Here is a 26,282-nt window from a genome sequence, read left to right as displayed (position 1 = left end):
GCCGTCAGCGTCAGCCGAGGAGGGGAGGGCCGGTTGCGAGTGGGGGTGGGGCGGCGAGGCCGCGCCCGGGCGCGGGTTCGAGGCGGGCGTGGCGAACCGGCTCGGCAGCGGGGAGCGGGTGGGGCAGGGCGACCGGATCGGCAGGCGCGAGCGGCTGCGCGGCCATCGCGAAAGCGCAGGGCTGATCCTTTGTCTTGTCGTGCTTGGGCTGGCCTAGCGCGTCTGCGAGCAGCGCCTTGGCCTCGGCGAGCGCGCTGGGGCCGCTGAAACCGCTATCGGCGCACCAGGACAAGGTGACATGGCTGCCGGAAACCTGCGGCATCCAGCCAGCGGGGACCGCCACGCGCAGCAGCAGCGCGCAGCCAACGAACAGCAGCGCAAGGCGCTTCCAGCTAGTACGGTGAAAGGTGTCGCTGCGGGTCACGCGCTTGGCCTATGCCCAAGCGGGGTGCACGGGCAAGCGGACAATTTGTCCCGGCTCAGCCCGCCACCGGCAGGCGCAGGCTGCCATCGGGCTCGTAATGGACTTCGCTGTACGCGATCACGGCCCCGAGCGGCAGTGCGGCGTAGAGATGCGGAAAGATCTGACCGCCGCGCGACGGCTCCCATTTGACGCTTTCGTCGAGCGCATCGACATCGATTGCGGCGAGCCACAAGCCCTCCTGACCGGCGAAATGCCTTTCGAGCGTTTCCTGGAGCTGTGCGGCGGTGGAAAGGTGGATGTATCCGTCCTGCAGATCGACCGGCGCGCCGGCGAAGCTACGGTCGGTTTCGAGCGCCTTCATCTGCTCGGCGGTGAGAATTTTATAGGCAATGGGATCGGGCATAATGTCTCTCTCACCGAATGCTGAGGCGATTACCCGTCCCCCCCCCCCGACATCGTTCCCCGGCCTTGACCGGGGAACAGCATTATTACTGCCCGTCCTCGGGCCCGGCCGCGAGATCCTCGCTGGTCGTGCCGTCCGGGGTCGGGTCACCCGCAACCGCGCCGTCAGCCAAATTGACTTCGGCCTCGTCCTCGCTTTCCTCGATCCGTGCGGCCGAGACGACATGCTCGTCCTTTGCGACGCGGAAGAGGATCACGCCCTGGGTGTTGCGCCCGGTGACGCGCACCGAGCCCACCGTAGTGCGGATCAGCTTGGCCTGATCGGTGACCAGCATCAGCTGCTCGCCATTATGCGCCGGGAAGCTCGCCACCACGGGGCCGTTGCGGTCCGAGCTGACGATGTTGGTGATGCCCTGGCCGCCGCGATTGGTGCGCCGATATTCGTATGCCGAGGTGCGCTTGCCATAGCCGTTGGCGGTGACGGTTAGGATGAACTCCTCCGCCGCCTCGAACTCGGCCATGCGCTCGGGGGTGAGCGTGATTTCGCGATCGCCTTCCTTCCAGGGCGCGGCCTTGAGGTAATCCTCGCGCTCCTGCGGCGTCGCATCGAAGCCGCGCAGCACCGACAGCGAGATGACCTCGTCGCCCTCGGCCAGCCGCGCGCCGCGCACGCCGGTCGAATCGCGGCTCTGGAATTCGCGCACGTCGGTCGAAGCGAAGCGGATCGCCTTGCCCTGCTTGGTGGCGAGCAGCACGTCATTGTCCTCGGTGAGCAGCGACACGCCGATCAGGCGGTCCTCCGATCCTTCCTCGAACTTCATCGCAATTTTGCCGTTGGTGCGGATATTGGCGAACGCGTCCATCGAATTGCGGCGCACCGAACCCTTGGCGGTCGCGAACATGACGTGGAGCGAACCCCATTCATTTTCGTCCTCGGGCAGCGGCAGCACGGTCGAGATCGTCTCACCGGCGGCGAGCGGCAGCAGGTTGATCATCGGCCGCCCGCGCGTGGCCGGGCCGCCCTCGGGCAGGCGCCAGACCTTCATTCGATAGACCTTGCCATGCGTCGAGAAGAAAAGAACCGGCGTGTGCGTCGAGGTGACGAACAGATGGGTAACCGCGTCCTCGTCCTTGGTCGCCATGCCGGCGCGGCCCTTGCCGCCCTTGGCCTGGGCGCGGAAGGTATCGAGCGGGGTGCGCTTGATATAGCCTTCCATGGTCACGGTGACGACCATGTCCTCGCGCTCGATCAGGTCTTCGTCCTCGATCCCGTCGGCAGCGGCGGCGATCTCGGTGCGGCGTGGGGTCGCATAGGCGTCGCGGACTGCGGTCAGTTCCTCGACGATGACTTCGTAGAGCTTGGCGCGATTGCCGAGAATCTCCAGCAATTCGGCGATCGTCTCGGCTAGCTTGGCGAGTTCCTCGCCGATCTCGTCGCGGCCGAGCGCAGTGAGGCGGTGCAGGCGCAAATCGAGGATCGCGCGGACTTGGATGTCGGTCAGGCGATAGCTCTCGCCCGTGACTTCGGTGTCGATCGCCTCGACCAGGCGGATGTAGGGCGCGATCTCGGCGATCGGCCATTCGCGGGTGAGCAAGCGGTCGCGTGCAACGGCAGGGCTCGGCGACGAGCGGATGATCTTCACCACTTCGTCGAGATTGGTGACCGCGATCACCAGGCCCAGCAAGATGTGCGCGCGGTCGCGCGCCTTGGCCAGCTCGAACTTCGAGCGCCGGGTGATGACCTCCTCGCGGAACTTGACGAAGGCCTCGATGATGTCGCGCAGGTTGAGCAGTTCGGGGCGGCCGCCGCGGATCGCGAGCATGTTCGCCGGGAACGAGCCCTGCGCGGGCGTATTGCGCCAGACCTGGTTGAGTACGACTTCGGGAGTCGCGTCACGCTTGAGGTCGATGACGATGCGCACGCCTTCGCGGCTCGATTCGTCGCGGATGTCGCTGACGCCTTCGATCCGCTTTTCCTTGGCGGCCTCGGCGATCTTCTCGACCAGCGCGTTCTTGCCTTGCTGGTACGGAATCTCGGTGAGCACGATCGAACGGCGCTCGCCGCGCTGCTCAAACGTGTGGCGGCTGCGGACGATGATCGATCCGCGGCCGGTCTGGTAGGCGCTGCGACAGCCCGAGCGCCCGAGGATCACGGCGCCGGTCGGGAAGTCCGGCCCAGGCACGATCTCCATCAGCTCTTCGATGGTAACAGCTTCGCGCTTGCCGAGCATTCCGTCGATGTAAGCGAGGCAGGCGTTGATCACTTCGCCGAGATTATGCGGCGGGATGTTGGTCGCCATGCCGACCGCGATGCCGCCAGCGCCGTTGACGAGCAGGTTCGGGTAGCGCGCGGGCAGGACCGTCGGCTCGCTTTCCGAGCCGTCATAGTTATCCTGGAAGTCGACGGTGTCCTTGTCGATATCGTCGAGCAGTGCCGACGCGACCTTGGCGAGGCGCGCTTCGGTGTAGCGCATCGCCGCGGGCGGATCGGGATCCATCGAGCCGAAGTTGCCCTGGCCATCGATCAGCGGCACGCGCATCGCCCAATCCTGGGCCATGCGCGCCATCGCGTCGTAGATCGAGCTGTCGCCGTGCGGGTGGTACTTGCCCATCACGTCGCCGACGAGGCGCGCCGACTTGCGATAGGCGCGGCCGGCAACATAGCCGCCCTCCTGCGCGGCGTAGAGGATGCGGCGATGGACGGGCTTCAGACCGTCGCGAACGTCGGGCAGTGCGCGCGCCACGATCACGCTCATCGCGTAATCGAGGTACGAGGTCTTCATCTCGTCGACGATCGAGATCGGAGTAATGTCGGAAGGGTCGGCGAGGATGGTCTCGTCGGTCAAAGGATCACGCTTTCGGAGTTTGTTACGTTACGATGGCTCTAACGCCCCCGATACCACCTGCCAACCCCGCGCGCCCGCGCGTGTACGCGCGAGAGGCCTGGTTGGCCGTCAGCTCAGGCTGACCCCACAGGCTGCCGCCAGGGTCAGCGGATTACCGCTGGGCAGCGAGGCGAGCATCTCGTCTCCCAGCACCTTGATAAACGCATCGTCGCCACCGAGGCCGCGCCGCTTGAGCTCCTCGTCGGTCAGCTTGTCGAGCAGCGGCTTGAGCCCAGCCTGGATTTTGGTGAGGCCCCCGTCCGTGCCGCTCTTGGCGATTTCCTCCGCTGCGCCCTGCAGCACCGAAAGCATGCCGAAGCACAGCACGTTGCGGCGGAACGAGTCGCTCGGCAGCTTGGCAGGCGCGGTGCTGGCCGCGATCGGAAAGCGTGCCTGGCACGCCGGCGCCAGCGCTTTCGCCTGCTCGGGCGCCATCGCGGCGCCGCTGCTCGCGGATGCGGAGAGCTTGTTGAGTTGATCGAAGAAGCTGCCCTCCGGCTTGGCCTTGGCCGACTGCATCATCAGATGCGTGAATTGCGAGGTCAACTGCATCGGCGACTTGGTGCTCGCATGCGCGATGGTGAACGCTTGCGCGCAGGTCATCGCCGCCTTCGCGGTGTCGGCATCGAGCGTGGTCGTCTGCAGCATCAGCGCGAGCACGGTGAGCATCAATTTAATCTCCCCCGAGGATAGAATTCGAGCCTAGACGGTTTTGTGTGCGTGTCGCCAGTCACTGCGTGCGGAAAATACGTTCAATCGCCGTTCAGGGCGCACTTGCCATCGCGTCTTCGAACGCGTCCGCTTGAACGGCACGCGGCGGCCATTTAGAGGACCGCTAAATCGTCTGCCGTTCCCACGAGGAGAGTAGTTAATGACGTTCGTTTCGAAGCTCGCGCTGGCTGCCGCGCTGACGCTGGGTACCTCGGCGCTGGGCACCGCGCCGGCGTTCGCGCAGAAGAACAAGGAAGCCGCCGGCCCCGAGCTCAAGGTCAGCGATGAATTTCGCAAGCCCGCCGCGGCAGCGGACGTTGCGCTCAAGGCGAAGGATCTCGCCACCGCCGATGCGCAGATCACTGCAGCCGAAGGGCTCGCCAAGAACGACGACGAAAAGTTCTACTCGGCGCAGCTTCGCCTGCAGCTCGAACTCGAGCGCAAGAACGAGGCAGGCCAGATTAAGGCGCTCGGCGTTCTTGCCAGCAGCCCGAAGGTGCCTGCCGACCGTGCGAAGCTCTACGGCGCCCTTTACAACTATATGCTCGGCGATTCGCTGATCAAGCAGAAGAAGCCCGCCGAGGCGATCCCGGCGCTGCTCAAGGCACGTGAGCTCGGTTCGACCGAGGCTGACCTGCCAGTGTTGCTAGCCAACGCCTATTCCGCGACGGGCAAAGCCACGGAATCGATCGCCGAAGTAAACCGCGCGATCGAAGCCAGCAAGGCTGCCGGGCGCAAGCCGCCGGCCGATTGGTACAAATTTGCGATCCCGCGCGTGAATGCCACCGGCGATCGCGCGGCGATGGCCGACTGGCTCAAGCGCTACATCGCCGAGTATCCGACGGTGCAGAACTGGCGCTGGGCGATCCAGGTGTTCCGCCAGGGCAGCCCGGCGGCCGCCAAGAACGAGAAGATCAACCTCTATCGCCTGATGCGCGCCACCAATGCGCTGGCCGATCGCAGTGATTACAACGACTATGGCTTCGCCGCGCAGCAGGCCGGGCTCCCCTGGGAAGCCGTGTCGGTGATCGACGAGGGGCGCAAGTCGGGCAAGGTTCCGGCTAGCGATGCCGAGGTAAGCCGCACCTACACGGCGTCGCAAGCCGCGGTGAAGTCGGAGGGTTCGCTCGACGGGCTCGCCAAGCAGGCGGCGTCGGCGAAGGACGGAAACGCCGCGCGGCAGACCGCCGATGCATTCCTCGCCTCGGGCAATTATGCCCGCGCACTCGAGCTCTATGATCTGTCGCTCCAAAAGGGCGGCGTCGATGCCGGTGAGGTCAACCTCAACCGTGGCGTCGCGTTGCGCGCGCTCGGCCGCAAGGACGAGGCCCGCACCGCGTTTCAGGCGGTCACAGGCGCGAACGCCAATCTGGCGCTGCTCTGGCAGGCTTCGGTGGACTTCCCGCCGCTCGCCTGAGCCGCTCGCGAGACTTCGGGAAAAGGAGAGGGGCGGCACCGGGCCGCCCCTTTTCACATCCCGGGAACGGGAACCCCGGGCAGCGCCTTCGACGTGCGGATCGTCAGCGACGTCTTCACGTGCTCGACATTGGGCGCGGTGGTGAGCTTGGTGGTCAGGATCTGCTGGAAGCTCTGCAGGTCCGGCGCGACGATCTTGAGGATAAAGTCGATCTCGCCATTGAGCATGTGGCACTCGCGAACCTCGGCAATGTCCGCTACGAGCTGCTCAAAGGCGCGCAGGTCGCTTTCGGCCTGGCTCTTGAGGCTGACCATCGCGAACACGGTGAGGTTGTAGCCGAGCGCCGCGGGATCGAGCGCGGCGTGATAGCCGCTGATCGCACCCTGCTGCTCGAGTGCGCGGACGCGGCGCAGGCAGGGCGGTGCAGTGAGCCCGACGCGCTCGGCCAATTCGACATTGGTCATCCGGCCATTATCCTGGAGCAACCCCAGGATTCGCACGTCGATCTCGTCGAAGCGCATCGATTCGTCTCTTTCTGTATTGATTCGTTGCATGGCTGGGTTGCTAGACTATAAGATAATTACAAAGCAACGCAATTGTCCCACAATGCGACGTGCCGAAATGGCATGTTTCGAGCCCGCTCTTAAGACGTTAATAAATTATTGAAGACGCGCTTCCGCGTCGCGGGGAAATTTAAGGCGCGTGCGCTTCGACGATACTCTGGAGACGGTGCTCGCGGCCGATCTGAGCACTCCTTATGGGGTGCATTCGGCCTGGCGGCAACTCGTCGACCTGATCGGACGCCGTCGCGTGCCGCCCGCCACTCGCGCGATGGCAACGCTGCGCGCGATCCGCGTCGACGTGCCGCCGCCGATCCGAGCGGCCAGCGCCCGCGCGCTCGAATTCGCCAACCCGCCCGCGCCTTTGGTCCGGCTGTTCGCGCAGGACGATATCGGGATCGCAATCCCCGTGCTGCGCAGCGCGCGGATCTCCGCGACCGAGTGGATCCAGCTGCTTCCCGATCTCTCTCCCACGGCGCGCAGCGTGCTGCGCAATCGCCGCGATCTTGGCCCCGAAGTCGAGCGTGCGCTGGAGAGCTTCGGATCGATCGATCTGGTGCTTCCCGATGCGGCGACGGGCGCCGCACCGACAGAAGCTGTGGATAGATTGGCCGGACTGGTTGCGGAGGCAGCTCCGGATGCGCACAACCCGGATATGGACCAGAGCGACAGGATCGCGGCCTCGATGCCGTTGCAGCCGGTCGCGCCTGCGCCGGAGGGCGACGGGACGGGTCCGTTCGAGATCGCCGAGGTGGTCGCGCGGATCGATGCCTTCTGGCGCCATCGCGAGGAAAATGGTGCGGCCGCACCGCCTGCGCCGCGGCTGGTGCATGAATTCCGCTTCGAGACCGACGAGAAGGGTGTGATCCGCTGGGTCGACGGCGTCAGCCGCGCGGCGGTGATCGGACTGTCGCTAGACCTGTCGAACGCCAATGAGGGCTCGCAGGTCGACGGCGTCGCCGCGGGTGCCTTCCGCCGCCGCGCGGGCTTCTCGACCGCTCGGATGATGATCGAAGGCGGCTCGGACGCCGCGGGCGACTGGCTGATCTCGGCCGTCCCCGTGTTCGATCCCGCCAATGGCCGCTTCACGGGCTATCGCGGCACCGCGCGCCGCCCGCGTACGGACGAGCGTGCAGAACCGGCCCGCGTGCCAAGCGGATCGCCGGCCGAATCGCTGCGCCAGCTGGTGCATGAGCTGCGGACGCCGACCAATGCCATCGCGGGTTTCGCGGAGATGATCGAGACGCAGATGCTCGGGCCGGTATCGGACGTGTATCGCGAGCGCGCAGGCGTGATCCGTAGCGAGGCGCGTGAATTGCTCGGTGCGATCGACGATCTCGATCTCGCCGCGCGGATCGACAGCGCGGCGCTGGCGCTTTCGCCCGGGCGCGTGCAGCTTCGCCCGCTGCTTGCCACGATCACCGAGGATCTTGCGCCGCTGCTCGAGTTGCGCGGGTCGATGATCGCACTGCCCGCCGAGGACCAGGTCGTCACCGGGGACCGCCGCGCGGTAGAGCGGCTACTGGCGCGGCTGATGGCGACGCTGGCTTCCGCCAGCGGTCCGGGCGAACGGATCGGCGTGACCATCGCGCTGGAGAGCGACCAGCGCGTGGCGGTGTCGATCGATCGCCCCAAGGCACTGGCCGATTATCCCGGCGATTCGGTGCTCGGGATCGACGACGAGCGCGAGGATGCGACGCTGCTCGGCACCGGCTTCGCGTTGCGTCTTGCCCGCAATCTTGCTCGCGAGCTGGGCGGCGCACTGGTGATTGGGCCTGCGAGCTTGACTTTGCGGCTGCCGGCGGCGGTAAACAGCAGCGTGGGACAGGCGATCTAACTGACCGTGGGGGGACGGAAAACCGTCAGCGGCTATCGGCCGCCAGCCCCCGCGCCCGCGTCATTCGTCGATTGGCCGCAAGACTTCGGGACGCGCTTCACGGTCTTCGTCGATACCGAGGAGGAATTCGACTGGGGCGCGCCGCTACGCCGCGACGCGCGCGGCACCGGCCATATGGCGGCGATGCCCGCGGCGCACGCGCGCTTCGCCGATCACGGCGTACCGCTCCTTTGGCTGATCGACTATCCGATCGTGACGTGCCCGCGCTCTGTCTGGATCCTGGGCCAGCTGATCGGTGACGGGCGTTCGTCGATCGGCACCCAGCTGCATCCCTGGGTCAACCCGCCGCTCGATGAAGAAGTATGCGTCCGCAACAGTTTCACCGGTAATCTTCCGGCTGAATTGGAACTGCGCAAGCTCACCGTGCTTACCGACGCGATCGCCTCCGCTTTCGGCGCGCGCCCGATCGCCTATCGCGCCGGGCGTTACGGCGTCGGCCCGAATACGCTCGCAGCGCTCGTCGCGCTCGGCTATCGGATCGATACCTCGATGCGCTCGGCCTACGACTATTCGAGCGAGGATGGCCCTGACTTTTCCGCGATCCCCAACCATGCCTTCCGGACCGGGCCCGACCGCGCGATCGTCGAGCTTCCGCTGACCACCGTCTTCACCGGGCACCTGCGCAACGGCGGCGCGGCCTTGTATCGGCGGCTAGGCAAGCTGCCGCGCGGGCGCGGCGCGGCATCGCGGCTCAAGCTGCTCTCGCGCGTCGCGCTCACTCCGGAGGACATGCCGCTCGAGGAGGCGCTCGAAGCCGTGCGCGTCGCGGTGGGCGAGGGGGTGAAGTTGCTCAATTTCAGCTTCCATTCGCCTTCGATCGAGCCGGGTCATACGCCCTATGTCCGCGATGCCGCCGATCTCGCCGCCTTCTGGCGCTGGTGGGACGCGGTGTTCGCCGAATTGGCGCGGTTGGGCGTCGCACCCGCATCGCTCGGCGAGATCATCGACGCGGCTTGCGGCGCGGCCCCAACCTCCGCTAGTGCCACGGGCGCTGGGGGCCTGTAGCTCAATGGTTAGAGCTGGCCGCTCATAACGGCTAGGTTGCGGGTTCGAGTCCTGCCGGGCCCACCAGCGGTTCAAAAGGTGACGGTTTTGTGCCATTTTTACCTGGAAGTTAGACGAATTCGGGCTCTCCCGGTCGCCACTCCCCAAGGTGATCCTTCCACGTTAGACGTCCGAGATTGGGTGGAAAGCAGTCATGCCTCGCCGCCGGCTTAGTTTGGAACAGCGCACCGCTTGCCGACCCAGACTGACGCAAGCCAAATACAGAGCAGCAGAAGAGCGCTAGCTAGCTGCCATGTTCCCAGGGATACGATGGGTAGAACACATCAGGTTGTTTCCTCGGCCCGCTCGGATCAGCCGCGCCACCTCGATTGCGCAATCGCCGACAGGTTAGGGGGTGCCCGCACTCTCCAAAAAGCCCACAGGGTAGGGAAGCGCCGCATGAGGCCCGCGGAAAGGCGGCTGACGCTTTGACAGGAGCTCTTCCGAAAGCTGCGAAAGGCGTCAAGTTGGCGGTTGCTGCTCGAGCAGGCGGTCGAGCTCGATCGCAGCGGCGCTCGATCGCAACGTGATGAGTGAGTCACCCGGCTCGCCAAGCAGGACCTTTCTACCGATCTCGCGATACATCGCCCGATATGCCGAAAGCGGATTTACGCGGATTCTGCGGATTGTTCGCAGCTTGTCGACTGCAGTGTAGAGCGCGCTGTCGCTTACAATCGCGGTACGGCCTTCGACGCTGACTTCGACATGGTCGCGCACGCCGAAGGGGCTACCTCCGATCTCGCTAAGATGCAGCGACATCTCAGCCCCATTAGCGAGACGCAGCCAGCCGAGGCAGTTCTGCCCGACACCACGCACTGCAGTGTGCGCTACCACCGGCGAATAGTCGTTCAGCAGCATGAAATGGTCGATCCAATGACACCCATTAGAGATCATGCGGCTGCGCGAGTTCGGCCATGAATACCAATGATGGCGCGAGATTGGGATATCATAAGAGATGCAATTGTAGTGGACTGGCATACCCGGCTCAAGTTCGAGATCTGCACGGATCCAGGCGTTGTAAGCGACGTAGCGCCTATGGAAGCAGGCAAAGAAGCGGTTGGATGCACTCTCACTCACTAGCGCCTCGATCGAACTCAGCCCCTCCCGAGTGGTTGCGATGGGCTTCTCGACGGCGACAGCCCCCCCTCGCCGCATCGCCTCCACAGCGATGTCGCTGTGCGTGTGGTGGAATCCGGCGATTAGCCAAAGATCGTAGTGCTCGTCATCCCGCGGAAACGGTGCGGTGTCCCGCCGACGCACGGCGCGCGGCCATGACTCCAGCTGATCGGGGTCAATCTCGTGCACCGCCTCGATAGCGAAGGCCCGCGGCAGGTTAGGCACGATAATGTGCTTTGCATAATGTCCGAGCCCGAAAATTACGGCGGTCGACCGGCCACTTCGCCTTTTGCTGATGTCGATGGCCTGTTCTGCGATGTGAGCCAACGGCACCTGCGCCGCCTGCCCATCGTTCGTCGCGCGCAAACGCTTCGCCAATGCGCTGAGGTCGGAGCGGACACGGTCTTTATTGAATGCAGCACCGGAATAGTGCGACCACCCGGCCATCTCGGCCAGCGCCGCCGACGGCCTCGCACCTTCAGGCGATAGAAGCCCATCGATCCTCAGAGCAAGGTCAACGTCGATAACCGCGCGCGAGGCATCGGGATTGATGCTGGGCGCGTAGAAAAGTACGAAGTCGCCCACGCGGACCCCGCCTTCCATAGTATCAGGCACCTCGATCGCTAGGCCAACGCCAATAGCCGACACTTTTCGGTTCCGACGCGCCTCCGAAACGCGAGAGCGGACCTTGCGGACGACCTGAACCAGCCCGACGCGCTTCAGATAATTTAGAATAAGGCGAAAACTGCGTGGCGGCAGCACATATTGCTCGGTCATGTTCTGATCCGGAACAAGCCAAGAGATCTCGATTCGAACATCGCGCGCGGGCCGCCGATATTCATCCAACATTCTGGTCGATCGCTTCGACATCATTTTTCTTGACGCCCCCTGGCCTCCGCTCTCATTTTAGAGACGCCTCCTCCGCCGCGCGGCCACAGACACGTCTCGTTGAGAAGCACGTGAGGTATGATACCGCGCCACGCCCACCGGGCTACCCCCAGCACATCTCGCCGCGTCATGAATCGCCCGCTCCAGTCTGAACGTTCTCACCATTATCGAGCTTGTGCGAATGTCCGCTATTGGGACTATTCTGTTGAAAAACTCTTATGGGCCCGCTCGCTGGGTTGAACCGAGACACATTGCTGCACGATTCTGATGATTCGCACAGCAATCATGCTGGAACATACGATTTCGTGCACGGATTGCTGCTTTAGAGCGCTTTCGGACCCCATCCGTAGTTTTTCAACACAATAGGGGCGAAAGCTGCCGGAACGTTGCAACCACAGGGAAGAGTGAAGATCACCCGGAGAGGCTAGACAAATTTTATCGTCCAGCAGAGGCATTTCTCACGCTTTAGGTGCAGGTTAGACAAGCTAAGCCATTGTAGTGGCGTGGTTCATGGACTTCTGCCGGGCCCACCAGCTCTCTGATCGAAGGGCGGCATTGCGTAGCTCGGGGGAGCGCGCGACAAGCGCTGCATCGACAGGAGATTCCGATGCGCGCCGTTTACGCCTTGATGTTGTTGCCCGCCGCGCCGCTGCTGCAGGCGAACGCGCCGTTGCCGGTTCAGGCTGCTCCGGCGGAGACGCAGGATGCGGCGCTGATCGCGTTCCTCGACGCGGCTTATGATGCACAACTCGCGCTGAGCCCCGAGGCGCAGACCCAGCTGGGCTTCAAGACCAAGTACGACCGGCTCGACGACTATACCGATGCGACGCCCGTCCGGCGGCGCGACCTGGCCGAGCGCCAGCTCAAGGAGATGCGCGCGCGGTTCAAGCCTGCGCAGTTGGGCGCGAGCGCGCGAGTGAGCTATCGCCTGTTCGAATATGAGGCCGAGCGTGGTCGCAGTGCCTTCCGTTTCCGCAAGCTGCGCTTTCCGGTCTCCACCAATGGCAGCCCGGCAGGGGCGATCCCCGTGCTGCTGATCAACAACCACAAGATCGATACGCCCGAGGACGCCAGCGCCTATATTGCCCGGCTGCGCGACACCGAACGCGTGATGCGCGAGGTCGCGGCGCACATGCGGAGCCAGGCGGCGGCGGGCATCGTGCCCAACAAGGTCAATTTCGCACCCGCGCGTGCCGACGCCCGGAAAGTGATCACCGGCGCGCCATTCGATGGCGGGCCCGATTCGACGCTGATGGCCGATTTCCGCAAGAAGGTCGGTGCGCTGGAGGTGCCCGCGGCTGTGCGCGAGCAATTGCTGGCCGATGTGCGGGCGGCGCTGACCGGGCCCTTCCGCCGCGGCTATGACACGCTGCTCGCCGCGCTCGACGAGATCGAGCCCAAGTCCAAGGGCGATTTCGGCGCGTGGAGCCTGCCCGACGGCGCGGCCTATTATGCCGATCGGCTGAAGAGCTCGACCACGACCTCCCTCAGCGCCGACGAAATCCACACGCTGGGACTCAAGCAGGTCGCAGCGATCCGCGCGGAGATGGAGGCGATCAAGCGCGAGGTCGGCTTCGCCGGCACGCTGGAGCAGTTCTTCGATCACATCCGCACCGATCCGAAGTTCAAATATCCCAATACCGATGCCGGGCGTGAAGCCTATCTGAGCGACGCCCGTGCGGTGATCGCGTCGGTGATGGAGGTGGCGCCGCGCTATTTCCGTGTGCTGCCAAAGGCGCCGCTGGAAGTCCGGGCCGTGGAGAAGTGGCGCGAAGGCACCGCCTCGACCGCCTTCTACAACCGGCCTTCGGCCGACGGGACGCGGCCCGGCATCTATTACGTCAATCTGGTCGACATGAACCAGACGCAGAAGGTGCAGGTCGCTGGGATCGCCGCGCATGAAGGCGCGCCGGGGCATCATTTCCAGATCGCCCGCCAGCAGGAGCTCGCCGGGCTGCCCAAGTTCCGCAAGTTCGGCGGTTATGGCGCCTATACCGAGGGCTGGGGACTTTATTCGGAGCGGCTGGCCCAGGAGATGGGAGCGTACAAGGATCCCTATGCGCGGTTCGGGATGCTGTCGCTGCAGGTGTGGCGCGCGATCCGGCTGGTGCTCGATACGGGCATTCACGCCAAGCGCTGGGACCGGGCGCGGTCGATCGCCTATTTCCGCGCGAATAGCTCGGTTTCGGAGACCGACATCGCGCGCGAAGTCGATCGTTATTTCAATTGGCCGGGCCAGGCGACCAGCTACATGGTCGGCCAATTGCGGATAGCCGGGTTGCGCGAGAAGGCAGAGCGCGTGCTGGGCGCGCGGTTCGACATTCGCGACTTCCACGAGGCGGTGCTGGCACAGGGCGCGCTGCCGCTCGACGTGCTGGAAGAGGAAGTCGACCGCTACATTGCTGCGCGCCAACGCTCGGCTGCGACGACGAGCAGCGCACCCGCGGCATAGGCGGCCAGATCCTTCAGCTCGAAGCCATAGCCGAGCACGATGCGGGCGATCCTGTTGTGCTCCAGCCCGAGCATATCGAGCAGGCGAATGAGTTGCGCGAGCTCGATCGTGACGGCGATGGACAGGGCGATCGCCACTGCTCGCAGGACATCGATGCGAAAACCGGCGCGCAGGGTCGCATAGACGAGGATGACGGCGAGCGTGTCGCCGAGATAGGGACGGACGAAGCGATCGCGCACGAAGAGGGCGATCCCGACTTCGATTAGGAAGAGGGCTAGGGCGAGCAGCGCATAGCCGCGGTGAAGGCGCATATCCTCACCCGGCGACGTGTCGGACGGCTGCCTTCCAGCCTGAAAGTCGTTGCCGGCGCGCATCATCGTCGAGCTTGGGTTCGAATGTCGTTCCCTCGCTGCGCATGCTGGCGGCCTCCTCGAGCCCACTGAACAGCCCACAACCCACGCCCGCAAGCATCGCGGCACCGAGCGCAGTGGTCTCGGCGAAGGCGGGGCGGTCGACGGGGAGGGCGAGGATGTCGGCAAGGTCCTGCGCCATCCAGTCGTTGGCGACCATGCCGCCATCGACGCGCAGCCGTGCCCAATCGGCGCCGTCGGCGGCGAAGGCGGTCTTCAGGTCATGGCTCTGATACGCCATCGATTCAAGCGCAGCGCGGACGATGTGCGCGCGGGTGCTCGAGAAGCTGAGCCCGGACAGTGCCCCGCGCGCCTCGGGTTCCCACCAGGGTGCGCCGAGGCCGCTGAGCGCAGGGACGAGATAGACGCCGCCAGTGTCGGGCACCGATCGGGCTAGCGTCTCGGTCTCGGGGGCCGTCCCGATCAACCCGATCGAGTCGCGCAGCCACTGGACCAGGCTGCCGGCGACGAACACTGAGCCCTCGATTGCGTAGGTGCGCCGACCGTTCAATTGCCATAGCACCGTGGCAAGCAGCCGGTGCTTAGAGCTGGGCGGGGTGGTGCCGGCATTGGTAAGAATGAACGCGCCGGTGCCGAAGGTCGCCTTGGTCTCACCCTTGGTGAGGCACGCCTGGCCGATCGTCGCCGATTGCTGGTCGCCGGCGAGGCCGCAGATCGGGATCTCGCCGCCAAAGACCTTGGTGGTGCCCAAGCGCCCGGCGCAGTCGACGATCTCGGGCAGCGCGTCGCGCGGGGCGGAGAACATGTCGAGCAGCCCGTCGCTCCAGCCGCCGCTGCCCAAGCCCATCAGCAGGGTGCGCGAAGCGTTGGTGGCATCGGTGATGTGGAGGCCGCCGGTCAGTTTCCAGACCAGCCAGCTCTCGATCGTCCCGATCGCCAGCCTGTCGCCCGCCTGCTTGAGCTGCGGCCAGTTGGCCATCGCCCAGGCGATCTTGGTGCCCGAGAAATAGGGATCGAGCAGCAGCCCGGTGCGCGCCTGGACGCCGGGTTCCTCGCCGGCCTCGCGCCACGCACGGCACATCGCGGCGCTGCGCCGGTCCTGCCAGACGATCGCGGGGGCGAGGGGCTCGCCGGTGGTCTTGTCCCAGAAGACGATCGTCTCGCGCTGGTTGGTGATGCCGATCGCCGCGATCCGATCGGCGCCGCCGGCCCGCTCGATCGCCTGCTGGGCGCAGGCGAGGGTGCGCTCCCAGATCTCGGCGGCGTCATGCTCGACAAGCCCCGGTCCCGGATAATGCTGGGTGAGGTCGGCGGCATGGGTGGCGACGCATGCGCCGCCCGGCTCGAAGATCATTGCGCGCATGGAGGTGGTGCCCTCGTCGAGGACCAGCAGGAGTTCGCCCATGCCCCAGCCTAGCCCGGATTGCAGGCCGCGCAACCGCCCCCTAGTAGAGAGATGAAGGAGAGCTTCGGGTGGACGAGCAGCCGCGGGCATCAGGCGGGGGCAGCGAGAGCGACGGGGGGATTCCGCCGGGGGCGCCGCGCGAGCCGATCCTGTCGGCCGAGCCGCCGGAGACATTGGGCGACGGGCAGAAACGCGACCGGCTGATGGCGGCGCTGGCGCTGATGATCGGCGTCGGGCTGCTCTTCGCGATCCCCTTTGCCCTTCGTGAGGGTTCGCCGTTTTTCCTGCCGCTCACCGCCGCGTTGGTGATCGCGATTGCGATGGTGCCGATGCTCGAATGGCTCGAGCGGCACCGCGTGCCGGCGCCGTTGGCGGCGTTGATCTGCGTGCTGCTGTTCCTGATCGCAGCGAATATCGCGCTGGCGTCGATCGTCGTGCCGGCCTGGCAATGGATGCAGCGGCTTCCCGAGAGCATCCCGCAGATCCAGCACAATCTCGAGCCGCTGATCCAATTCTATTCCAACCTCGAGCGCTTCGTCGACAAGACGCTGACCAACTTCGCCTCGACCCCGGTCCGCCAGCCCGAGACGATCGCGGTGGCGCCGCCGCGTTCGCTGATCGACCTGTTCACCACCTCGGCGCCGTCGGCGCTGCTCGAAATGTTCTTCGCGATATTGGTGATCTATTTCTTCCTCTCGGGCTGGACCCGGCTGCGGCGCAACGCGATCACGCGGCGCGCGAGCTTCGGCGGCGCGATGGCGACCGCGCGGGTGATCCAGGACGTCGTCGACGATACGTCGGCCTATCTGGGCACGATCACGCTGATCAACGTGACGCTGGGACTGATCGTGGCGGGCGCGCTCTATGCGATCGGGATGCCGACGCCCTTGATGTGGGGCGGGCTCGTCGCGCTGCTCAACTATATCCCGTATATCGGGCCCGTGGTGGCGGCGCTGCTGCTCGCGGTGGGCGGGCTGATGAGCTTCGCCGACATCTGGTGGGCGCTGCTGCCGGCCGCGCTGATGATCGGCGCGCACCTGATCGAGGCCAATGTCGTGACCCCGCTGATCGTCGGGCATCGGCTGACGATCAGCCCGATCCTGATCCTGATCTCACTGAGCTTCTGGGGCTGGGTATGGGGCACGCCGGGGGCGCTGCTCGCGGTGCCGCTGCTGATCATCATCCAGACCGTGCTCAATGCCGCGGGCAAACCCGATATCGCGGGATTCCTGTTCGAGCACGGCACCTTGGTGGGCGATCCGGGCGACACCCGCACGCATCGGCGACAAAGTCGCGACCAATCCGGTTGACACCCCCGAACACCGGGGTTAGTGGCCGCCTCCTCGCTTCGAGAGCGGGTGTAGCTCAGTTGGTTAGAGCGCCGGCCTGTCACGCCGGAGGTCGCGGGTTCGAGCCCCGTCACTCGCGCCACGCGGGATCCCCCTGGGGCTCCCATGTGGTTCAATCGCAGCGGTTTCCAGATTGCGGCATGCGTCGCCTCGCTTGGATCAAGCGGGTGTAGCTCAGTTGGTTAGAGCGCCGGCCTGTCACGCCGGAGGTCGCGGGTTCGAGCCCCGTCACTCGCGCCATGCCCCCTCACCGCGAAAGCGTTTCTCCTCATCGCGGGCACTCGGTCTGCACGCGACCGTCCGTGGGCTACGGTAGTCCTACGGCATCGTTCCTAATCTTGCGGTGAGATGTCGCGGCGTACGGGAACCGATCGGCGGCGGGGTTTGCAGGTAGATGGCTTGCTTGCGGTCGCGCGTGCCAGGAGTTCGCATGACGGAGACCCACAGCAAGAGATCGAAGGCCAGGCATACCGACTGGCTCTTTCTCGCTTTCCATCCGCTTTACTGGCGAACCCGCACCCGGCGCCTGTTCCTAATGGCGTCGCCGGTGGCGATCCCGCTCTGGGCGTGTGGGGCCTGTGTGCTGTTGATCCACGCAGTGCTGCGCGAACCTGCCGCGATGCTGCTCAAATTGTGGAACGCCAAGCCTCGGCGGCGCTACAGCTATAGCGATTACGAATATTGCCGCTCGCGACGTGCCGCTGCCAAAGAGGTGGCACGGACGCCGCCGGTCCTCGAAGGTGCGCCGCCTCGCCTGCAGGTCGTGCCGCCCGCGGAGGATGCAACCATGCCGTTCCGATGGGGCGCCTCAACGCCTGAAGCCGCCGAGCATCGCGTCGATCGAATAACGGCCCGCGCCAAGCGTGGCGAACAGCAGCCCGAACAAGATCAGGCGGGTCGCCGGGAACGCGCCGCGAATGCCGAGTTTGGCATCGACCATAGCTACCGCCACCGCGAAGTTCACCGCGCAAACTACCCGGCCCAGCGGGTGAGAAAGCCGGCGACAAAGGCCACGCCGCAGGCGAATTGTGCCCAGACCGAAAGCGGGGCGAGCCATTTGGAATAGGGAAAGCCGTGGCCGGCGAGGAAGCGTGCGAATTCGGCCATGCGCGGGCTGTTCTGGATATTGTCCCAAACGCTCCAGACCAGGAAGGTGCCGATCACCAGTCGCGCCAGCAGCAGCGCGGCGTCCGAATAGCCTGCCAGACCCGATCCTCGACTGCGCCTGAAAGCCATTTTTCCTCCGTTCGTTACGGAGGTTAGGCTAGCGGGGTTTGGGGCGCTGGCGACCGCTCAGTTGGGCAGGCGCCACTGCCCGGTCTCCATCCAGCGCAGCAGCGGCTTCAAGGGCAGGATCCAGGCAATGCCGAGCACGACATAGACCAATGCCTGGACCAGGACCGGCAGCGTGCCGATCGGCCCGGAAAAGCTGGCGACGAGCACCACCCAGACGAGGATCAGCAGCAGGATCGCGAGCGCGCCGGCGGGCTTGCGCCAGCTCGCCTTCACGTCTCCGCGTGCCATAGCATGCCTTTCTCGGTGATGATCGCGTGCAACGGCACGTCCCAGATGTCGGCCGGGATCGCGGGGATTTCCTGCACCGACCAGGCGACGCCGACGCGCCACGCATCCTCGTAGCGGGCGAAGGCGCGGTCGTAATGGCCCGCACCCTGGCCGAGCCGGTTGAGCCGGCGATCGAAGCCGACGAGCGGCGTCAGGATCACGTCGGGCGCGACTTCTGGGCTCGCGGGATCGGGCTGGCGCAGGCTAAAAGGGCCTTCGACCAGCGGCTCGCCGAGCTGCCAGGCGAGGAAACGAATCGGCGCGGCGCGATCGACGACGAAGGGCAAGGCAAGCTTGCATCCGGCGGCGGCAGCCGCGGCCGCGAGCTGGGTCGGATCGGCTTCGCTGGCGACCGGGCAATAGGTGGCGATCGTCGTGCCGGCGCGGAGCCGTTCGACAAAAGCCTCGGGCGCGAGGATCGCGGACGAGGATTCCGCCGCGAAAAGATCGCGCGTGGCGCGCAGCTTCGCGCGGAGGGCGGGTTTGTCGAGGATCATGCGGGAAGAATGCGGTGGCGGGACCGCCATGGCCGTTTGCCAGAATATCCTCTGACGCTCGGTACGTCAGGTGGGAACCATGTGCGACAGACCTGGATCTGCACAGGGACAGCTCCCATGGATGATGAATAGCCTCAGGGATATGCAGAGGCTCGTACCGGGCAGTGCCCGCCGCTGACGCATGTAGGGTGGTGGAGGGCGGGACGCAACGGGTAGGTTCCAAATCCTCGCCCAGGCAGCTCGGGAAAGGATTTGTGACGTTACGCCTCCGCTGCATCCTCTTCGAGCGCGGCGGCAACTGCCTCGAGCCGGTCGGCAATACGATCGAGCAGCACGGGGGAGACGCCTGCGGGCGGATTGCGCTGCACTTCGTCGACCATGTCGGCGAGGATCAGCGAGAGATACACCAGCGTGCGCTCGGCATTGAGCCCACCCGAAGCGCGCTGCGCGGCGGGGGCGTGCTCCTGGAGGATCGATTCGAGGTGGCGCAGATGCGGCTCGTCCCCCTCGCGCGCGGCGACCGAATAGCTGCGGCCGGCGACGGTGATGTCGATCTCGGCCATCAGTCGGCCTCCACCGGCGCGCTTTCGCGCGCGATCAGCGCGTCGAGCGACGTCACCGCATCCTCAATGCGGGCACGCAGCTTGGCGTGGCGTGTGGCGAGGCGAGCGGAGGCATAAGCGCGCGCGGCGGCGGCGGTCTCGATCCTTGCGAGCGCCTGTTCGATACGATCTTCCGGGCTTACGGCCATATCCATCGATTAGGCACCATGCAGCGACGCGGCAAGAGTCGATGCGGTCAACCGCCCATCGAATTTCCGAGGCGGGCGAATGGCTTCGTCAAACCGGGGCGCCGATGCGGTTGACGCGCGGGCGCCTGCGTCCCAAAGGCGTCCGCGATCAGCAGGGGAGTCCACGTGTCCGCATCCTTCAGCGACTGCGCCAACGCCATCCGAGCGCTCTCGATGGACGCCGTGGAGGCCGCCAATTCGGGGCATCCCGGCATGCCGATGGGCATGGCCGATGTCGCCACCGTCCTGTTCCAGCGTTATGTGAAGTTCGATCCCGCCGATCCCAAATGGCCCGATCGCGACCGCTTCGTGCTCTCGGCCGGCCATGGATCGATGCTGATCTACTCGCTGCTCAATCTCACCGGCTATGCGCGACCGACGATGGAGGACATCCGCAATTTCCGCCAGATCGGCAGCCCGTGCGCGGGGCATCCTGAGAATTTCGAGCTCGCCGGTGTCGAGGCGACCACTGGCCCGCTCGGCCAGGGGCTGGCGATGGCGGTGGGCATGGCGATGGCCGAGCGCCATTTGAACGCCACCTTCGGTGACGATCTCGTCGACCACCGCACGTGGGTGATCGCCGGCGACGGCTGCCTGATGGAAGGCATCAACCACGAGGCGATCGGGCTTGCCGGGCACCTCAAGCTCGACCGGCTAATCGTGCTGTGGGACGACAACAAGATCACGATCGACGGTTCGGTGTCGCTCTCCTCCAGTGAGGACATTCCCGCACGCTACGCCGCGACCGGCTGGCACGTCGTCGAATGCGATGGGCATGACGAGTTCGACATCGTCTCGGCGATCGAGGAAGCGATTTCGGACGACCGCCCGTCGCTGATCCGCTGCCGCACCATCATCGGCAAGGGCGCGCCCAACAAGCAGGGCACTTCGAAGGTCCACGGCGCCGCGCTCGGCAAGGACGAAGTCGCCGCGGTGCGCGCGACGCTCGGCTGGAACCACGCGCCGTTTGAGATCCCCGCCGACATCCGCGAGGCCTGGCTCGCCGCCGGCACACGCGGCGCCAAGCCGCATGCCGAATGGCGCGACCGGCTGGCTGCCCATCCGGACCGGCTCGGCTGGGAGCGCCGTGGCGACGTGCCGCAGGAGTTGCTCAAGCCCTATATCGAGCAGTTGCTCGCCAACCCGCAGAAGGTCGCGACCCGGAAAGCGTCCGAAATGGCGCTAGAGGCGATCAACACGCTGCTGCCCGAGACGATCGGCGGCTCGGCGGACCTTACGGGATCGAACAACACGCTGACCAAGGGCCTCGTGGCGCTGACTGCGGGCAGCTATGCGGGCCGCTACGTCTATTACGGCATTCGCGAGTTCGGCATGGCCGCGGCGATGAACGGCATGGCGCTGCACGGCGGGGTGATCCCCTATGGCGGCACCTTCCTGGTCTTTTCCGATTATGCCCGTGGCGCGATCCGCCTCTCGGCGCTCCAGCGCGCACGCGTCGTCTATGTGATGACGCACGATTCGATCGGGCTCGGCGAAGACGGCCCGACGCACCAGCCGATCGAGCATCTGATGAGCCTGCGCCTCATCCCCAATCTCGACGTCTATCGCCCGTGCGACACGGTCGAGACCGCCGAGTGCTGGGAACTGGCACTGCAGAAGGAGGACGGTCCGGCGCTGCTCGCGCTCAGTCGCCAGAACCTGCCCCAGCTTCGCACCGAGGCAGCCGAGAACCGGTCCGCGCGTGGCGCCTATGCGCTGTTCGAGGCCGAGGCGCCGCGGAAAGTGGTGCTGATCGCCACCGGCTCCGAAGTCGAAATCGCGGTCGCCGTACGCGATGCGCTCGAGGCGCAGGGGATCGGCGCCGATGTCGTGTCGATGCCGTGCTTCGAGCGCTTCGAGGCGCAGGATGCGGCGTACAAGCGCGATATCCTGCCGCACGATGCGCTCAAGGTGTCGATCGAGGCGGGCGCGACCTTCGGCTGGGAGCGCTACACCGGAAACGATGGGTTGAACTTCGGTGTGGATGAATTCGGCGCCTCGGGCCCCTATCTGCGGCTGTACAAGCATTATGGTCTTTCCGCCGACGCGATCGTCGCGCGGGTCGTCGCTAAGTTGAACGGAGAACAGGCATGACGAAGGTTGCGATCAACGGTTTCGGACGTATCGGCCGGCTGGTGGCACGCGCGATCCTCGAGCGCCCCGACAGCGGGCTCGAGTTGGTCACGATCAACGACCTCGCCGACGCCAAGTCGAACGCCTGGCTGTTCTCGCGCGACAGCGTCCACGGCAAATATCCCGGCACCGTCACTGCCGAGGGCGATGACCTCGTCATCGACGGCAAGCGGATCAAGGTGACGAAGGAGAAGGATCCGGCGAACCTTCCGCACGCTGCCAACGGCGTCGAGCTGGTGCTGGAGTGCACCGGCTTCTTCACCAGCCGCGACGATGCGCAGAAGCATATCGATGCCGGCGCCAAGAAGGTGTTGATCTCGGCGCCGGGCAAGAATGTCGACCTGACCGTCGTGTTCGGCGTCAACCACGACAAGCTCGATGGCGGGCACACGATCGTCTCGAACGCATCGTGCACGACCAACTGCCTCGCGCCGGTGGCCAAGGTGCTCAACGACGCGATCGGCATCGAGCGCGGGCTGATGACCACGGTCCACGCCTATACCAACGACCAGAAGATCCTCGACCAGATCCATCCGGACCTGCGCCGCGCCCGCGCCGCGGCGATGAACATCATCCCGACCACCACCGGCGCCGCGCGCGCCGTTGCCGAAGTGCTGCCCGAGCTCAAGGGCAAGCTCGACGGCAGCGCCATTCGCGTGCCGGTCCCGGACGGGTCGCTGGTCGACCTGACCTTCACCCCGAGCCGCGACGTGACGCGCGACGAAGTCAACGCGGTGCTCAAGAAGGCGTCGGAAGAAGGCCCGCTCAAGGGCGTTCTCGTCTATTCGGACGAGCCTTTGGTCTCGATCGACATCGTCCACACGCCCGCCTCGTCGACCATCGACAGCCTCGAGACCGCAGTGATCGACGGCAAGCTGGTCCGCGTGGTCAGCTGGTACGATAATGAATGGGGCTTCTCGAACCGTATGGTCGACACGGCCTCGGCGATGGCGAAGCTGGGCTGAGCGGCGCGCGGCGGAGGGGGTTTTCCCTCCGCCGTCATGCTGAACTTGTTTCAGCATCCAAGCCTCTACGGGCCCTGTCGCCGGTGGAGAGTTGGACCCTGAAACAAGTTCAGGGTGACGAGAATGCAGGGGCGTGTGTCCCTTGGACGACGGATAGGGATCGATATGGCGCGCAACTTCAAGACGCTCGACGATATGGGCGATGTCACCGGCAAGCGGGTGCTGGTCCGCGAGGACCTCAACGTGCCGATGGCCGACGGTCAGGTCACCGACGACACGCGGCTGCGCGCCACGCTCCAGACGGTGACCGAGCTCGCCGATCGCGGGGCGATCGTGCTGGTCCTCGCGCATTTCGGTCGTCCCAAGACGCCGTCGCCCGAATTCTCGCTCGCGCAGATCGTCAAGCCGTACGAAGCGGTGCTGGGCCGTCCCGTCCGCTATGTCGACTGGGAAGGTGATGCTGCGAATGTCGCGACGCTGCAGCCGGGCGACATCGCGGTGCTCGAGAACACCCGCTTCTTCGGCGGCGAGGAAAAGAACGATCCCGCCACGGTCGAGCGCTTCGCCAAGCTCGGTGACCTGTACGTCAACGACGCCTTTTCCGCCGCGCACCGCGCGCACGCCTCCACTGAGGGGCTGGCGCACAAGCTGCCGGCGTTCGCCGGCCGCCAGATGGAAGCCGAACTCGACGCGCTCGACAAGGCGCTCGGCAGCCCGGAGCACCCGGTCGCGGCGGTAGTCGGCGGCGCGAAGGTCTCGAGCAAGCTCGACGTGCTTAAGCACCTCGTCGCCCAGGTCGATCATTTGATCATCGGCGGCGGCATGGCCAATACCTTCCTCGCGGCGCGGGGCGTAAACGTCGGCAAGTCGCTGTGCGAGCATGACCTGACCGGCACCGCCGAGGAGATTCTCGACGCGGCGGAGAAGGCGAACTGCACCGTCCATCTGCCGTACGACGTGGTGGTGGCGAAGGAATTCAAGGCCAATCCGGCGACGCGGACCGTAAACGTCCATGAAGTCGCCGAGGACGAGATGATCCTCGATGTCGGCCCCGCCGCGACCGAGGCGCTGGGCGACGTGCTCAAGAACTGCCGCACTTTGGTGTGGAACGGCCCGCTCGGCGCGTTCGAGACGCCGCCGTTCGACGCAGCGACGGTGGCGCTCGCCAAGACCGCGGCGGCGCTGACCAAGGAAGGCTCGCTGGTCTCGGTCGCCGGGGGCGGGGATACCGTCGCGGCGCTCAACCAAGCCGCCGTGGCGGACGACTTCAGCTTCGTCTCGACCGCGGGCGGCGCGTTTCTTGAGTGGATGGAAGGCAAGGAGCTGCCGGGCGTCGCCGCGCTGCAGCAATAGATCGCATCTTGGGCTCGTGCCAGCGCTGTCAGGGGTTCCCCGTGCCGTAGCCGCTCGATAGAGCCGGCTGAACCACAAAAGGGGGCACGATGAACACCGCCGACATGACCGCCAAGATCGCCCAAGGCAAAGGCTTCATTGCCGCGCTCGACCAGAGCGGGGGATCGACGCCCAAGGCGCTCAAGGGGTACGGCATCGCGGAAGATGCCTATTCGGGCGACGAGGCGATGTTCGGGCTGATCCACGCAATGCGCAGTCGCATCATCAGCGCACCGAGCTTCACGGGCGACAAGGTGATCGGCGCGATCCTGTTCGAGAAGACGATGGACGGCCAGGTTGGCGGTAAGCCGGCGCCGCAGGCGCTGATCGACAAGGGCATCGTACCCTTCCTCAAGATCGACAAGGGGCTCGAAGCCGAGGCCGATGGCGTCCAGCTGATGAAGCCGATGCCCGGGCTCGACGGGCTGCTGGCCCGCGCGCGCGGGCTCGGCGTGTTCGGCACCAAGGAGCGCTCGGTGGTCAACCTCGCCAACCGCGCGGGCATCGCCGCAGTGGTCGCGCAGCAGTTCGAGATCGGCCGCCAGGTGCTCGCTGCGGGGCTGATGCCGATCCTCGAGCCCGAGGTGAACATCAAGAGCGCCGAGCGCGCCGATGCCGACCGGATGCTGCTCGACGAATTGCGCAAGGCGCTCGACGCACTGCCTGGCGACGACAAGGTGATGCTCAAGCTCTCGATCCCGGCGACGCCTGGCCTGTTCGACCCGCTGGTCGATCACCCGCGCGTGCTGCGCGTCGTGGCGCTGTCGGGCGGCTATGCCCGCCCCGAGGCGTGCGCCGAGCTCGCCAAGAACCGGGGCATGATCGCGAGCTTCAGCCGCGCGTTGCTCGAGGACCTGCGCCACCAGATGAGCGACGCGGAGTTCGACGCGGCGCTCGGCGAGGCGATCGACGCGATCTACACGGCCTCCACCGAGAAGGTGGCGGCCTGACATGACGGCGCGCCGCCCGGTGCTCGCGGGGCTTGCTCTCGCGATGCTGGGCGGTCCCGCGCTTGCCGGAGGGTTTGCGATGGAAGACCAGGTGCCGTTCGGGATGATCGGCAAGATGAAGGCGCAGCCCGGCAAGCGCGCCGAGCTGATCGCGATCCTCGCCGCCGGCACCGGCACGATGCCGGGCTGCCGCGTCTATCTGATCGCCGAGGATGCCAAGGATACCGACGCGATCTGGATCACTGAGGTCTGGGATGATGCCGCGAGCCACAAGGCGTCGCTTGAGCTCCCAACGGTGCGCGAGGCGATCGCCAAGGGGCGGCCGCTGATCGCGGGTTTCGAGATCAGCGTCGAGACCAAGCCGGTCTCGAGCCACCTCCGGCACGGCTGATGGCGAGCGGCGAGGCAATCGACGTCTATATCGAGGCCAAGCTGCTCGGGCCCGATCCGGTGCTGGCAGCGGCATTGGCAGCCAACCAGGCGGCCGGGCTCCCGGCGATCGACGTCTCGCCGGCGCAGGGCAAGATGCTCAATCTCCTCGCGCGGATCGCGGGAGCAAAGCGGATCCTCGAGATCGGCACGCTCGGCGGCTATTCGACGATCTGGCTGGCACGCGCGCTGCCCGAAGGCGGCAGGCTGGTGACGCTCGAGCTTGACGCGCACTATGCCGAGGTCGCGCGCGCCAATCTCGCCGCGGCTGGGCTTGCCGATAGGGTCGACCCGCATGTCGGGCCGGCGGTCGATACGCTCGACGCACTGATCGCGGCGGGCGAGGCGCCATTCGACTTCGTGTTCGTCGATGCCGACAAGCCGAGCAACGTCGCCTATCTGAGCGCTGCGCTCAGACTGGCTCGCCCAGGCGCCACCCTGGTGTTCGACAATGTCGTGCGCGAGGGCGCGGTGACCGACGGGGCAAACCCCGATCCGCGGGTGCAAGGCACGCGCGCGCTGTTTGACGCGATCGCCGCCGAGCCGCGCGTCGACGCCACCGCGATCCAGACGGTGGGCGCCAAGGGATGGGACGGGTTCCTGCTCGCCATTGCGGGCGCCCCCGCCGCAGCCTAGAGGGCG

At 65.9% G+C, this 26,282-nt stretch carries 25 protein-coding genes and 3 tRNA genes; 14 read left to right on the top strand and 14 right to left on the bottom strand.

The window, feature by feature from the left end; all coding sequences use genetic code 11:
* Positions 1 to 10 precede the first annotated feature (10 nt).
* From RZN05_RS07495 to RZN05_RS07480, 4 genes are all read right to left on the bottom strand, one after another.
* Positions 11 to 424, bottom strand: coding sequence for a hypothetical protein (locus RZN05_RS07495; protein WP_317225990.1), 414 nt, complete (start codon positions 422 to 424; stop codon positions 11 to 13).
* 55 nt (positions 425 to 479) lie between these two features.
* On the bottom strand, positions 480 to 827 hold the full coding sequence (locus RZN05_RS07490) for a DUF952 domain-containing protein (RefSeq protein ID WP_317225988.1): 348 nt from the start codon (positions 825 to 827) through the stop codon (positions 480 to 482).
* Between the two features lie 85 nt (positions 828 to 912).
* On the bottom strand, positions 913 to 3,672 hold the full coding sequence (gene gyrA / locus RZN05_RS07485) for a DNA gyrase subunit A (protein ID WP_317225986.1): 2,760 nt from the start codon (positions 3,670 to 3,672) through the stop codon (positions 913 to 915).
* A 108-nt stretch (positions 3,673 to 3,780) separates the two neighbouring features.
* On the bottom strand, positions 3,781 to 4,380 hold the full coding sequence (locus RZN05_RS07480; protein ID WP_317225985.1) for a hypothetical protein: 600 nt from the start codon (positions 4,378 to 4,380) through the stop codon (positions 3,781 to 3,783).
* A gap of 202 nt (positions 4,381 to 4,582) precedes the next feature.
* On the opposite strand from RZN05_RS07480, the gene RZN05_RS07475 reads away from it, so the two are divergent.
* Positions 4,583 to 5,839 carry a tetratricopeptide repeat protein gene (locus RZN05_RS07475; RefSeq protein WP_317225983.1) on the top strand — a complete coding sequence of 419 codons (1,257 nt, stop codon included), beginning with the start codon at positions 4,583 to 4,585 and terminating at the stop codon, positions 5,837 to 5,839.
* Positions 5,840 to 5,892: 53 nt separating this feature from the next.
* On the opposite strand, the gene RZN05_RS07470 is transcribed toward RZN05_RS07475, so the two are convergent.
* Complete coding sequence (locus RZN05_RS07470; RefSeq protein ID WP_317225982.1) at positions 5,893 to 6,360, bottom strand: Lrp/AsnC family transcriptional regulator; 468 nt, start codon at positions 6,358 to 6,360, stop codon at positions 5,893 to 5,895.
* 181 nt (positions 6,361 to 6,541) lie between these two features.
* Here RZN05_RS07470 and RZN05_RS07465 point away from each other — a divergent pair, with 181 nt between their 5' ends.
* The 3 genes from RZN05_RS07465 to RZN05_RS07455 all read left to right on the top strand — a co-directional run bounded on the left by RZN05_RS07465 (position 6,542) and on the right by RZN05_RS07455 (position 9,367).
* Entirely contained in the window at positions 6,542 to 8,236 is a 1,695-nt protein-coding gene (locus RZN05_RS07465; RefSeq protein ID WP_317225981.1) for a sensor histidine kinase, read from the top strand.
* A 6-nt stretch (positions 8,237 to 8,242) separates the two neighbouring features.
* Entirely contained in the window at positions 8,243 to 9,301 is a 1,059-nt protein-coding gene (locus RZN05_RS07460) for a polysaccharide deacetylase family protein (protein WP_317225980.1), read from the top strand.
* A tRNA-Ile gene (locus RZN05_RS07455) sits at positions 9,292 to 9,367 on the top strand. The genes RZN05_RS07460 and RZN05_RS07455 overlap by 10 nt, the downstream gene beginning before the upstream one ends.
* Positions 9,368 to 9,802: 435 nt before the next feature.
* On the opposite strand, the gene RZN05_RS07450 is transcribed toward RZN05_RS07455, so the two are convergent.
* Entirely contained in the window at positions 9,803 to 11,233 is a 1,431-nt protein-coding gene (locus tag RZN05_RS07450; protein WP_317225979.1) for a Gfo/Idh/MocA family oxidoreductase, read from the bottom strand.
* Positions 11,234 to 11,951: 718 nt separating this feature from the next.
* Here RZN05_RS07450 and RZN05_RS07445 point away from each other — a divergent pair.
* Positions 11,952 to 13,796: a DUF885 domain-containing protein gene (locus RZN05_RS07445; protein ID WP_317225978.1), complete on the top strand. Its 1,845-nt coding sequence runs from the start codon at positions 11,952 to 11,954 to the stop codon at positions 13,794 to 13,796.
* Here RZN05_RS07445 and RZN05_RS07440 read toward each other — a convergent pair.
* Positions 13,739 to 14,173 carry a ribosomal maturation YjgA family protein gene (locus tag RZN05_RS07440; RefSeq protein WP_317225977.1) on the bottom strand — a complete coding sequence of 145 codons (435 nt, stop codon included), beginning with the start codon at positions 14,171 to 14,173 and terminating at the stop codon, positions 13,739 to 13,741. The two genes, RZN05_RS07445 and RZN05_RS07440, sit on opposite strands and share 58 nt — an antisense overlap.
* Positions 14,112 to 15,572: a glycerol kinase gene (locus RZN05_RS07435; RefSeq protein ID WP_317225976.1), complete on the bottom strand. Its 1,461-nt coding sequence runs from the start codon at positions 15,570 to 15,572 to the stop codon at positions 14,112 to 14,114. Before RZN05_RS07435 ends, RZN05_RS07440 begins: the two co-directional genes overlap by 62 nt.
* Positions 15,573 to 15,640: 68 nt before the next feature.
* Between RZN05_RS07435 and RZN05_RS07430 the strand changes: the two genes are divergently transcribed.
* The 3 genes from RZN05_RS07430 (at position 15,641) to RZN05_RS07420 (ending at position 17,161) form a co-directional block, all read left to right on the top strand.
* On the top strand, positions 15,641 to 16,882 hold the full coding sequence (locus RZN05_RS07430; RefSeq protein WP_394804790.1) for an AI-2E family transporter: 1,242 nt from the start codon (positions 15,641 to 15,643) through the stop codon (positions 16,880 to 16,882).
* Positions 16,883 to 16,926: 44 nt separating this feature from the next.
* A tRNA-Asp gene (locus RZN05_RS07425) sits at positions 16,927 to 17,003 on the top strand.
* An 81-nt stretch (positions 17,004 to 17,084) separates the two neighbouring features.
* Positions 17,085 to 17,161 (top strand) — tRNA-Asp (locus RZN05_RS07420).
* Between the two features lie 568 nt (positions 17,162 to 17,729).
* On the opposite strand, the gene RZN05_RS07415 is transcribed toward RZN05_RS07420, so the two are convergent.
* The 6 genes from RZN05_RS07415 to RZN05_RS07390 all read right to left on the bottom strand — a co-directional run bounded on the left by RZN05_RS07415 (position 17,730) and on the right by RZN05_RS07390 (position 19,732).
* The gene (locus tag RZN05_RS07415) at positions 17,730 to 17,861 is read right to left on the bottom strand and encodes a hypothetical protein (protein WP_317225975.1); all 132 of its coding nucleotides are present in this window, start codon (positions 17,859 to 17,861) and stop codon (positions 17,730 to 17,732) included.
* Positions 17,862 to 17,893: 32 nt separating this feature from the next.
* On the bottom strand, positions 17,894 to 18,157 hold the full coding sequence (locus RZN05_RS07410) for a DoxX family protein (RefSeq protein ID WP_317225974.1): 264 nt from the start codon (positions 18,155 to 18,157) through the stop codon (positions 17,894 to 17,896).
* Between the two features lie 57 nt (positions 18,158 to 18,214).
* Positions 18,215 to 18,445 carry a DUF2842 domain-containing protein gene (locus tag RZN05_RS07405; protein ID WP_317225973.1) on the bottom strand — a complete coding sequence of 77 codons (231 nt, stop codon included), beginning with the start codon at positions 18,443 to 18,445 and terminating at the stop codon, positions 18,215 to 18,217.
* On the bottom strand, positions 18,427 to 18,981 hold the full coding sequence (locus tag RZN05_RS07400) for a 5-formyltetrahydrofolate cyclo-ligase (protein WP_317225972.1): 555 nt from the start codon (positions 18,979 to 18,981) through the stop codon (positions 18,427 to 18,429). Before RZN05_RS07400 ends, RZN05_RS07405 begins: the two co-directional genes overlap by 19 nt.
* Positions 18,982 to 19,241: 260 nt before the next feature.
* Positions 19,242 to 19,544, bottom strand: coding sequence for a cell division protein ZapA (locus RZN05_RS07395; protein ID WP_317225971.1), 303 nt, complete (start codon positions 19,542 to 19,544; stop codon positions 19,242 to 19,244).
* Positions 19,544 to 19,732, bottom strand: coding sequence for a hypothetical protein (locus tag RZN05_RS07390; RefSeq protein WP_317225970.1), 189 nt, complete (start codon positions 19,730 to 19,732; stop codon positions 19,544 to 19,546). Before RZN05_RS07390 ends, RZN05_RS07395 begins: the two co-directional genes overlap by 1 nt.
* Positions 19,733 to 19,945: 213 nt before the next feature.
* Between RZN05_RS07390 and tkt the strand changes: the two genes are divergently transcribed.
* The 6 genes from tkt (at position 19,946) to RZN05_RS07360 (ending at position 26,276) form a co-directional block, all read left to right on the top strand.
* Entirely contained in the window at positions 19,946 to 21,865 is a 1,920-nt protein-coding gene (gene tkt, locus RZN05_RS07385) for a transketolase (protein WP_394804818.1), read from the top strand.
* On the top strand, positions 21,862 to 22,869 hold the full coding sequence (gene gap / locus RZN05_RS07380; RefSeq protein ID WP_317225968.1) for a type I glyceraldehyde-3-phosphate dehydrogenase: 1,008 nt from the start codon (positions 21,862 to 21,864) through the stop codon (positions 22,867 to 22,869). The genes tkt and gap overlap by 4 nt, the downstream gene beginning before the upstream one ends.
* Before the next feature lie 165 nt (positions 22,870 to 23,034).
* Complete coding sequence (locus RZN05_RS07375) at positions 23,035 to 24,222, top strand: phosphoglycerate kinase (protein ID WP_317225967.1); 1,188 nt, start codon at positions 23,035 to 23,037, stop codon at positions 24,220 to 24,222.
* An 89-nt stretch (positions 24,223 to 24,311) separates the two neighbouring features.
* Positions 24,312 to 25,211, top strand: a complete 900-nt coding sequence (locus RZN05_RS07370) for a fructose bisphosphate aldolase (RefSeq protein WP_317225966.1) — start codon at positions 24,312 to 24,314, stop codon at positions 25,209 to 25,211.
* 1 nt (position 25,212) lies between these two features.
* On the top strand, positions 25,213 to 25,602 hold the full coding sequence (locus tag RZN05_RS07365) for a putative quinol monooxygenase (RefSeq protein WP_317225965.1): 390 nt from the start codon (positions 25,213 to 25,215) through the stop codon (positions 25,600 to 25,602).
* Positions 25,602 to 26,276 (top strand): O-methyltransferase, encoded by a 675-nt coding sequence (locus RZN05_RS07360; RefSeq protein WP_317225964.1) that lies wholly within the window; start codon positions 25,602 to 25,604, stop codon positions 26,274 to 26,276. The genes RZN05_RS07365 and RZN05_RS07360 overlap by 1 nt, the downstream gene beginning before the upstream one ends.
* The last annotated feature ends 6 nt before the right edge of the window (positions 26,277 to 26,282 follow it).

The organism is Sphingomonas sp. HF-S4 (assembly GCF_032911445.1).
Taxonomy (GTDB): domain Bacteria; phylum Pseudomonadota; class Alphaproteobacteria; order Sphingomonadales; family Sphingomonadaceae; genus Sphingomonas; species Sphingomonas agrestis.
This window is presented reverse-complemented; position numbering and strand designations above follow the sequence as displayed.

Excerpts from the sequence above, each read along its gene's own strand:
- gap (WP_317225968.1), top strand. The coding sequence starts at position 21,862 with ATGACGAAGGTTGCGATCAACGGTTTCGGACGTATCGGCCGGCTGGTG.
- RZN05_RS07440 (WP_317225977.1), bottom strand. The coding sequence starts at position 14,173 with ATGATGCGCGCCGGCAACGACTTTCAGGCTGGAAGGCAGCCGTCCGAC.
- RZN05_RS07435 (WP_317225976.1), bottom strand. The coding sequence starts at position 15,572 with ATGGGCGAACTCCTGCTGGTCCTCGACGAGGGCACCACCTCCATGCGC.
- RZN05_RS07370 (WP_317225966.1), top strand. The coding sequence starts at position 24,312 with ATGAACACCGCCGACATGACCGCCAAGATCGCCCAAGGCAAAGGCTTC.
- RZN05_RS07445 (WP_317225978.1), top strand. The coding sequence starts at position 11,952 with ATGCGCGCCGTTTACGCCTTGATGTTGTTGCCCGCCGCGCCGCTGCTG.
- RZN05_RS07480 (WP_317225985.1), bottom strand. The coding sequence starts at position 4,380 with ATGCTCACCGTGCTCGCGCTGATGCTGCAGACGACCACGCTCGATGCC.
- RZN05_RS07490 (WP_317225988.1), bottom strand. The coding sequence starts at position 827 with ATGCCCGATCCCATTGCCTATAAAATTCTCACCGCCGAGCAGATGAAG.
- RZN05_RS07400 (WP_317225972.1), bottom strand. The coding sequence starts at position 18,981 with ATGATCCTCGACAAACCCGCCCTCCGCGCGAAGCTGCGCGCCACGCGC.
- RZN05_RS07390 (WP_317225970.1), bottom strand. The coding sequence starts at position 19,732 with ATGGCCGTAAGCCCGGAAGATCGTATCGAACAGGCGCTCGCAAGGATC.
- RZN05_RS07360 (WP_317225964.1), top strand. The coding sequence starts at position 25,602 with ATGGCGAGCGGCGAGGCAATCGACGTCTATATCGAGGCCAAGCTGCTC.
- RZN05_RS07395 (WP_317225971.1), bottom strand. The coding sequence starts at position 19,544 with ATGGCCGAGATCGACATCACCGTCGCCGGCCGCAGCTATTCGGTCGCC.
- tkt (WP_394804818.1), top strand. The coding sequence starts at position 19,946 with ATGGACGCCGTGGAGGCCGCCAATTCGGGGCATCCCGGCATGCCGATG.
- RZN05_RS07405 (WP_317225973.1), bottom strand. The coding sequence starts at position 18,445 with ATGGCACGCGGAGACGTGAAGGCGAGCTGGCGCAAGCCCGCCGGCGCG.
- RZN05_RS07475 (WP_317225983.1), top strand. The coding sequence starts at position 4,583 with ATGACGTTCGTTTCGAAGCTCGCGCTGGCTGCCGCGCTGACGCTGGGT.
- RZN05_RS07450 (WP_317225979.1), bottom strand. The coding sequence starts at position 11,233 with ATGACCGAGCAATATGTGCTGCCGCCACGCAGTTTTCGCCTTATTCTA.
- RZN05_RS07375 (WP_317225967.1), top strand. The coding sequence starts at position 23,035 with ATGGCGCGCAACTTCAAGACGCTCGACGATATGGGCGATGTCACCGGC.
- RZN05_RS07470 (WP_317225982.1), bottom strand. The coding sequence starts at position 6,360 with ATGCGCTTCGACGAGATCGACGTGCGAATCCTGGGGTTGCTCCAGGAT.
- RZN05_RS07415 (WP_317225975.1), bottom strand. The coding sequence starts at position 17,861 with ATGGTCGATGCCAAACTCGGCATTCGCGGCGCGTTCCCGGCGACCCGC.
- RZN05_RS07365 (WP_317225965.1), top strand. The coding sequence starts at position 25,213 with ATGACGGCGCGCCGCCCGGTGCTCGCGGGGCTTGCTCTCGCGATGCTG.
- RZN05_RS07410 (WP_317225974.1), bottom strand. The coding sequence starts at position 18,157 with ATGGCTTTCAGGCGCAGTCGAGGATCGGGTCTGGCAGGCTATTCGGAC.